This window comes from Oceanisphaera arctica (genome assembly GCF_002936955.1).
GTDB classification, from domain to species: domain Bacteria; phylum Pseudomonadota; class Gammaproteobacteria; order Enterobacterales; family Aeromonadaceae; genus Oceanimonas; species Oceanimonas arctica.
Genome location: NZ_MPZM01000079.1, coordinates 1 through 6,562, shown reverse-complemented (window position 1 = coordinate 6,562; position 6,562 = coordinate 1). Strand labels below are relative to the sequence as shown.

Here is a 6,562-nt window from a genome sequence, read left to right as displayed (position 1 = left end):
GGGGGAGGAGCAGAACGGCGGCGCCATACGGTCCCCTCCCCTTTAACCTCGCATTATCAGAATAACAGCGGGGTGCAACGCAAGGGGAGGGTTAGGGTGGGGTTACTGTACTCCCCTCACCCCTCACCCCTAACACCTCACCCCTCACCCCTCACGGGTATTAAAACGTCCGGCCGATGTTGAAGTTGAACACTTCGGTACGGTCGCCTTCCACTTCCTTGAGCGGGGCGGCGAGCGAGAATACCAGCGGGCCCAGCGGTGACAGCCATTGCATGCTGAGACCGGCGGAGGCGCGAAGATTGGACGGATCACCGAAGTCGTAGATCAAATCGCAGCTGCTGTCACAGTTGCCGGCATAGTCCGCCGAATAATTGGTATTCCACACGGTACCGACGTCCACGAAGACGCTGGTGCGCAGAGAGCGCTGCAGGTCTTCACCGGCGAAGGGCGTGGGCACTATCAGCTCGGCCGAGGCGGCCACCAGGGCGTTGCCGCCGATGGTGCTGTCGTCGCCACGGTATTTAGGGGCCGTGTCGGTGCCGTCGTTATAAACCGCCCGCGGGCCCACCGAGTTGCTCTTGAAGCCACGCAGGGTATTGAAGCCACCGGCGTAGTAGTTCTCGAAGAAGGGCAACCCATGGCTACCGTTGGTGGCGTCGCCGTAACCGTCACCGTAAGAGGCGCGAAACTTGCCGGCCAGCACCCAGTTATGCTCCCTGTCGAGCGGCAGATAATGGGCATCGTCGAAGCTGGTCTTGTAATACTGCAGATCCGAGCCCGGTACCGTCACCTTGAGCGACAGGTTCTGGCGATTACCGGCGGTAGGGAAGTAACCCCGGTTCAGGGTATTGCGAGTCCAGCCGGCGGTGACGTCGAAGGTATTGAAGCTGATTTCGTCGTTCGCGGACACATTATCGCCGTGCAGATCCCAGAACCGGTTCAGCTGATCGTAGCTATTACCTTCGGACGGCTTGCCCAGGGTATTGTGCTCGAAGCCGGTACTGAAGTTCAGGCTGTTGTCTTCGTCGATCGGGAAGCCGCTCAGCGCGCGGAGTCCGTAGATGGTGCTGTCGTAGTCGGCCAGATTGGCGTCACCGGCCTCGAACTGGCGGTAATAGACCCGGCCACCGAGGCTGACCCCATCGACGGTGAAATAGGGGTCGGTGTACTCCAGCGACACATCCTTGGAATAGTCGTTCATCTGGGAGTTGATGCCCACCCGGTTACCGGTGCCGAGGAAGTTGTCCTGCTGCAGGCCCGCCTGAATACTGAAGCCGGAGTCGGTACCGAAGCCGATGCCGAAGTTGATGGAGCCGGCCGGCTGCTCCTTGACGTTGACGTCCAGATCCACCTGATCGTCTTCACCGGGGATGCGGCGGGTTTCCACCTCGACGGTTTCGAAGAAACCAAGACGATTCAAGCGGGTACGAGACTGCTCCACGTCTTCGCTCGACAGGCGGGCACCTTCCATCTGACGCATTTCACGGCGCAGCACCTCGTCTTTGGTAATGACGTTGCCGCCGAAGTTGATGCGGCGCACATAGACACGGTTGCCCGGATCTATATTGACCACCAGCTCCACCTTCTTGCTGGTTTCATCGATCTGCGGAAAGGTAGAAATCTTGGGGTAGGCGTAGCCGAAACGGCCGAGGAACCTGGACAGCACCTCTTCCATGTGGGCCACATCGGCGGCGGAATAGAGATCGCCCGCGCGCAGCGGTACCAGCGCTTCCAGCTCGGACTGCCGGTCGATCAGGTTGCCACGCAGGTTAACGCCAGACACCGTATAGCGCTCGCCCTCGGAGACGTTAAGGGTGATATAGACCCCTTCCTTGTCCGGCGACATGGACACCTGGGTAGAGGTCACTTCGGCCTTGAGGTAACCCCGGTCCCGGTAGTAGGAGCGCAGGGTTTCGATATCACCGGCCAGCTTCTGCTTCTGATAGCGCTGATCGGCCATGAAATTCCACCAGGGCACGCTGTCGGACAGCTGCAGCTGGTCCAGCAACTGCGCTTCGCTGAACGCCTTGTTGCCGACGATGTTGATCTGCTTGATCTCCGCCGCCGGGCCTTCCACGAATTCGAATTTAAGATCGACCCGGTTACGCGGCAGCGGCGTCAGCACCGCCTTGACCTGGGCCGAGTATTTGCCCACGCCGTAGTAAAAGTCTTCCAGACCCTGCTCGAGCGAGCTCAGGGTGGTTCGATCCAGAGGTTCGCCAATCCGTACCCCGGCTCCTTCCAGGCTCTGCTTGAGCTGCTCTTCCTTGATTTCCTTGTTGCCGCTGAAGCTGATGCCGGCAATGGTCGGCCGCTCGGTTACCTGCACCACCAGCACGCCGTTGTCGCGCAGCAGCTGCACGTCTTCGAAGTTACCGGAGGCATAGAGGCTCTTGATGGCCTCGGCCAGCCGCGTGGCGTCCACTTCTTCACCGACTCGCACCGGCAGGCTGAGCAAGGTTGCCCCCAGGGTGACGCGCTGCAGACCCTTGACCTGAATGTCCTGCACCACAAAGGGGCTTATGCCGCCCTGTGCATGGGCCAGCATGCTGGCGCCCAACAGGCAGGATGCGACCAGCGTGTTTTTAACAGACCTTTCTTTAACAGACCTTTCTTTAGCTGACCTTTCTTTAGCTGACATGGTGTGACTTTATCCTTGTGTCGGTCGCCCTAGAGGCGAGCAAAATCGTTAAACAGCGCCAGTCCCATCAACATCATCAAGAGCACAGCGCCAATCTTGAAACCGATTTCCTGTATTTTTTCTGGTACCGGTCGCCCGGTCACCGCTTCTATCACATAAAACAGCAGGTGACCGCCATCGAGTACCGGCAGCGGCAACAGGTTGATGATGCCTAAATTCACGCTGATCAGCGCCATGAAACTGAGAAAATAGACCAGCCCGTAGTCGGCGCTGATGCCGGCCCCCTTGGCGATGGAAATGGGGCCGCTCAGGTTGTCGACCGAGACGATGCCGGTCAGCAGCTTGCCGAGCATCTGAAAAGTCAGCACCGTCAGATCCCAGGTCCGGCTGATACCGGCGCCAATGGCCGCCAGCGGGCCATGACTGAGCTCGAAGCGATATTCCTCTGCCACCGGCAGCACCTGAGGGGCAACGCCCGCATAACCAATAACCCGGTCGCGGCTCTCGCGCCGCTCCGGCGTCAGCGTCAGCGTCAGGCTCTGACCCGCTCGCATCACCTCAAGTTCCATCGGAATATCGGGAGAAGCCTGTACCCGAGTGACCAGCTCTCGCCAGTCTGCCAGGGGCTCACCATTAATCGCCAGCAGGGTATCGCCTCGCTGCACACCGGCAGCGGCGGCAGGGCCATTGTCGACCACCTCGGCCACGGTCAGCGTGAGTTCGGGCCCCACCGGCACCAGCCCCAGGGAGGTAATCGGCGAAGTTTCATCCGGGTCAAACTGCCACTCGGTCAGCGGAATACGGGCCTGGCTTCGCTGGCCGGCGCTGTCTGCAACCTCAAACAGGGTTTCATCATCGCCGAGACGACCAATCAGCGCAAAGTTCACGTCTTCCCAGGTGCGCACCGGCTTGCCGTCGATAGCCAGAATTTCCATGCCCGGCGCCAGCCCGCCCTCGGCCGCCGGTGAGGCAATGGTAACGTCGTTCAGCACCGGCTTCACCGCCGGCACACCGATCAGAAACATCAGCCAGAAGGCGAAAATGGCAAAAAGAAAGTTGGCCATGGGGCCGGCGACCACTATCGCCATGCGCGCCCAGACCGACTTGTTATTGAAGGCCTGATCCTGCAGATGGGCTGGCACCTCGTCCACCCGGCCGTCGAGCATCTTGACGTAGCCGCCGAGCGGAATTATCGCCAGCACATATTCGGTGCCGTCTCGTCCCATGCGCCGCCAGATGGCCTTGCCGAAGCCGATGGAGAAACGCTCCACCTTGACGCCATTGCGCCGCGCCACCCAGAAGTGGCCGTATTCGTGTACCGCAACCAGAATACCCAGGGCGACAATAAAAGCGCCCAGATTCCACAATATGCCGCCCATCAGTGTTTCCTTATCAATGCTGTGGCACAAAGACGTGCCTCGCCATCCAGCGCGATGATCTCGTCCAGGCTAGCCGCCCGGGTGCTGCCCAGCTGTTGCATTACCGCCTCGTTGACCGAGGCTATCGCCATAAAATCCAGTTTACCGGCCAGAAAAGCCGCTACCGCCTCTTCATTGGCCGCATTCAGCGCCGTGGTGGCACCCTGGCCGCTGGCACAAGCCTCGATGGCCAGCCGCAGACAAGGATAACGCGCCATGTCCGGCGCCATAAAGCTCAGTTCGCCCAGCTTGCAAAAATCCAGTGGCGCCACGCCGGACGCAATACGCGCCGGATAGGCCAGCGCGTGTGCAATAGGAGTCATCATATCCGGCTGACCGAGCTGGGCCAATACCGAACCATCCGAATACTGCACCATGGAGTGGATAACCGACTGGGGATGCACCAGCACCTCCAGCTGATCCGGGGCGGCATTGAACAGCCAGCGTGCCTCTATGTATTCCAGCCCCTTGTTCATCATGGTGGCGGAGTCGACCGAAATTTTCGGCCCCATCGACCAGTTGGGGTGCGCCACCGCCTGAGCCGGGGTCACATCGACCAGCTCATCCACCGGGGTATAACGGAAAGGGCCGCCAGAACCGGTAAGCAGTATCTTGCTGACCCCCGCCTCTGCCAGACTGCCCCGCCCCGGGTTTTGCTGCAACTCGGCGGGCAGACACTGAAAAATGGCGTTGTGTTCGCTGTCGATAGGCAGCAACTGGGCACCGCTGCGATGCACCATGTCGATGAAGAGCTCGCCGCTCATCACCAGCGCTTCCTTGTTGGCCAGCAATACCCGCTTGCCTCCCTTCACCGCCGCCAGGGTAGACAACAAACCGGCGGCACCGACGATCGCGGCCATCACAGTGGTAACCTCCGGCTCGGCGGCCACCTCACACAATGCCTCGGCACCACTCAGCACCCGGGTTTTACCGCCCTGCTCTGCCAGCTGCCGACGCAGCTCCCGCGCCGCCGCCTCATCCACCATCACCGCATAACGGGGCGAGAATTCCAGACAGTCGGCCAGCATACGCGCAACCTGCCGGTTGGCGGTCAGCGCAAAAACATGAAACCGCTCGGGATGCCGACGCACCACCGAAAGCGTGCTCTGACCGATGGAGCCGGTGGCCCCGAGTATGGTTAACAACTCCACTTGGCACTCCCTACTGATACTGAAAACAAGGCCGGGAGTCGGGCGGCAGAGGAGAGTGCTAGTGAGCAGACCTTCCGCGCCAGGGCCGGAAAATGCTCCCTGCCATTCCGGCATTCCCGCCATCCTTGGCGGTCAGACGGCGCGGCAGAGCCCCCATGGATGGGTTTACGGCGTGTCTGCGTTCGAGTTTCGCCTCTGCCGGCGGGTGTGACTCGATCTGTCATCATCAGCTTAATACCCGAACGACGACAATAAACACCGGTAAGGCAGCAGTGAGGCTGTCGATGCGATCCATGATGCCACCGTGACCCGGCAAAATACTGCCGGAATCCTTGATACCCGCTTCCCGCTTGAACATGCTCTCGACCAGATCACCCAGCACAGAAGCGAACACCGCCACCATGGAGGCCACCAGCAGTACTACCCCTTCCTGCATTGGCAAGTCCATGGCCCAGGTAACTGCCAGGGCCAGCAGACTGGCGGCCACCACGCCGCCGAGCATGCCTTCGATGGTCTTGCCGGGGCTGACTCGCGGGCACAGCTTGCGCTTGCCCATTGCCTTGCCGACGAAATAGGCGCCACTGTCGGCCACCCATACCAGCGACATCACGAACAGCAGCAGCCAGGCACCGAAGAAGGGGTTCTGCTCATATTCGTAGCTGCGCAGCGCCAGCAGCGCCCAGAAGAAGGGGATCAGGCTGAACAGCGCAAACAACGCCTTCAGCCACAACCGCCCCTGCCAGAAGGCAGCGCTGCGCGGATAGACCAGCACCAGTACCAGCGAAATCAGCCACCAGAGGCCACCGCCATAAAGCACCAGAGAGACGGTATCATTCAGATCCGGACTCCAGACCTGATCGATGGGGACCATGGCCATCAGGCCAATCAGCACCAGGGCGAGGGATACCATCACCACATTGGCCTTGCGAGGGTCGATAAAACGCCCCCATTCACGGCCGGCGAGCAAAAAAACGCCACCGGCAAAAAGTGAGAAAAACGGCAGCGGCAACAGAAAAATGGCGGCCAGCACCAGGGGGATCAGGCACAGGGCCGTGATGATTCTAAGCTTTAACAAGAAATATCCTCTCTTATTGAAGTGAGGGGTGAAGTGTGAGGAGTGAGGGGTAAACACCTGACTCTTCACTCCTTACGCCTCATCTCTCTGTTCTCTTTAGCGCCAGACTAACACCGCACCTCCCCATGACTACGGAGATACGACAACACGTTTCTTAAGCATCTTGTTCATGCCACCATACTGCCCCTCCCCCTTGGCAGCGGGGATACAGACATCACAGCGGGTTCTCCCCAGGGGGAGGTTGGGAGGGGGTGTCATACCTGCCTGTGTTCAGCAC

At 60.1% G+C, this 6,562-nt stretch carries 5 protein-coding genes; 1 reads left to right on the top strand and 4 read right to left on the bottom strand.

What is annotated here, in order from left to right:
• Positions 1-160: 160 nt before the first annotated feature.
• The 3 genes from bamA to ispC all read right to left on the bottom strand — a co-directional run bounded on the left by bamA (position 161) and on the right by ispC (position 5,210).
• Complete coding sequence (gene bamA, locus UN63_RS16450) at positions 161-2,548, bottom strand: outer membrane protein assembly factor BamA (RefSeq protein ID WP_104488579.1); 2,388 nt, start codon at positions 2,546-2,548, stop codon at positions 161-163.
• A 122-nt stretch (positions 2,549-2,670) separates the two neighbouring features.
• Positions 2,671-4,020 (bottom strand): sigma E protease regulator RseP, encoded by a 1,350-nt coding sequence (gene rseP / locus UN63_RS16445; RefSeq protein WP_104488578.1) that lies wholly within the window; start codon positions 4,018-4,020, stop codon positions 2,671-2,673.
• Entirely contained in the window at positions 4,020-5,210 is a 1,191-nt protein-coding gene (gene ispC / locus UN63_RS16440) for a 1-deoxy-D-xylulose-5-phosphate reductoisomerase (protein ID WP_104488577.1), read from the bottom strand. The genes rseP and ispC overlap by 1 nt, the downstream gene beginning before the upstream one ends.
• A 61-nt stretch (positions 5,211-5,271) precedes the next feature.
• On the opposite strand from ispC, the gene UN63_RS17150 reads away from it, so the two are divergent.
• Positions 5,272-5,421, top strand: a complete 150-nt coding sequence (locus UN63_RS17150; protein WP_181068276.1) for a hypothetical protein — start codon at positions 5,272-5,274, stop codon at positions 5,419-5,421.
• 15 nt (positions 5,422-5,436) lie between these two features.
• Here the strand turns inward: UN63_RS17150 and UN63_RS16435 are convergent, their stop codons facing one another.
• A complete protein-coding gene (locus tag UN63_RS16435) occupies positions 5,437-6,285 on the bottom strand; it encodes a phosphatidate cytidylyltransferase (RefSeq protein ID WP_104488576.1) in 849 nt (282 codons plus the stop codon).
• Between the last annotated feature and the right edge of the window lie 277 nt (positions 6,286-6,562).